Source organism: Bradyrhizobium cosmicum (assembly GCF_032290525.1).
Taxonomy (GTDB): domain Bacteria; phylum Pseudomonadota; class Alphaproteobacteria; order Rhizobiales; family Xanthobacteraceae; genus Bradyrhizobium; species Bradyrhizobium cosmicum_A.
Window position 1 is genome coordinate 1 of sequence record NZ_JASXTA010000512.1, and the last position, 244, is coordinate 244.

Genomic DNA, 244 nt, shown 5'->3' on the forward strand with positions numbered 1-244 from the left:
GGCCGTTACCGCGCGCAAGCCGGCGGCCAAGGTGAGGAAGGCGCCACGCAAGTAGCTGCCTAGGCGACCTGGCCGCGGGTCTCGGCGGCGTATTCGGGGTCGAGTTCGCAGACCACACGGTTGCGGCCGTTGCGCTTGGCGGCGTAGAGGCAGGCATCGGCGCGCTCGATCAGCGAATCCGTGTCGTCGTCCGGCTTCAGCATGGAGACGCCGACCGAGATGGTGACGCGGCCGAGAATTTCTC

At 68.0% G+C, this 244-nt stretch carries 1 protein-coding gene; it reads right to left on the minus strand.

Features of this window, described 5'->3' with window-relative positions:
- Window positions 1-59 precede the first annotated feature (59 nt).
- Window positions 60-244 (minus strand): diguanylate cyclase domain-containing protein (locus QSV46_RS40755; protein ID WP_314964417.1); only part of this gene is annotated, 185 nt, incomplete at its 5' end.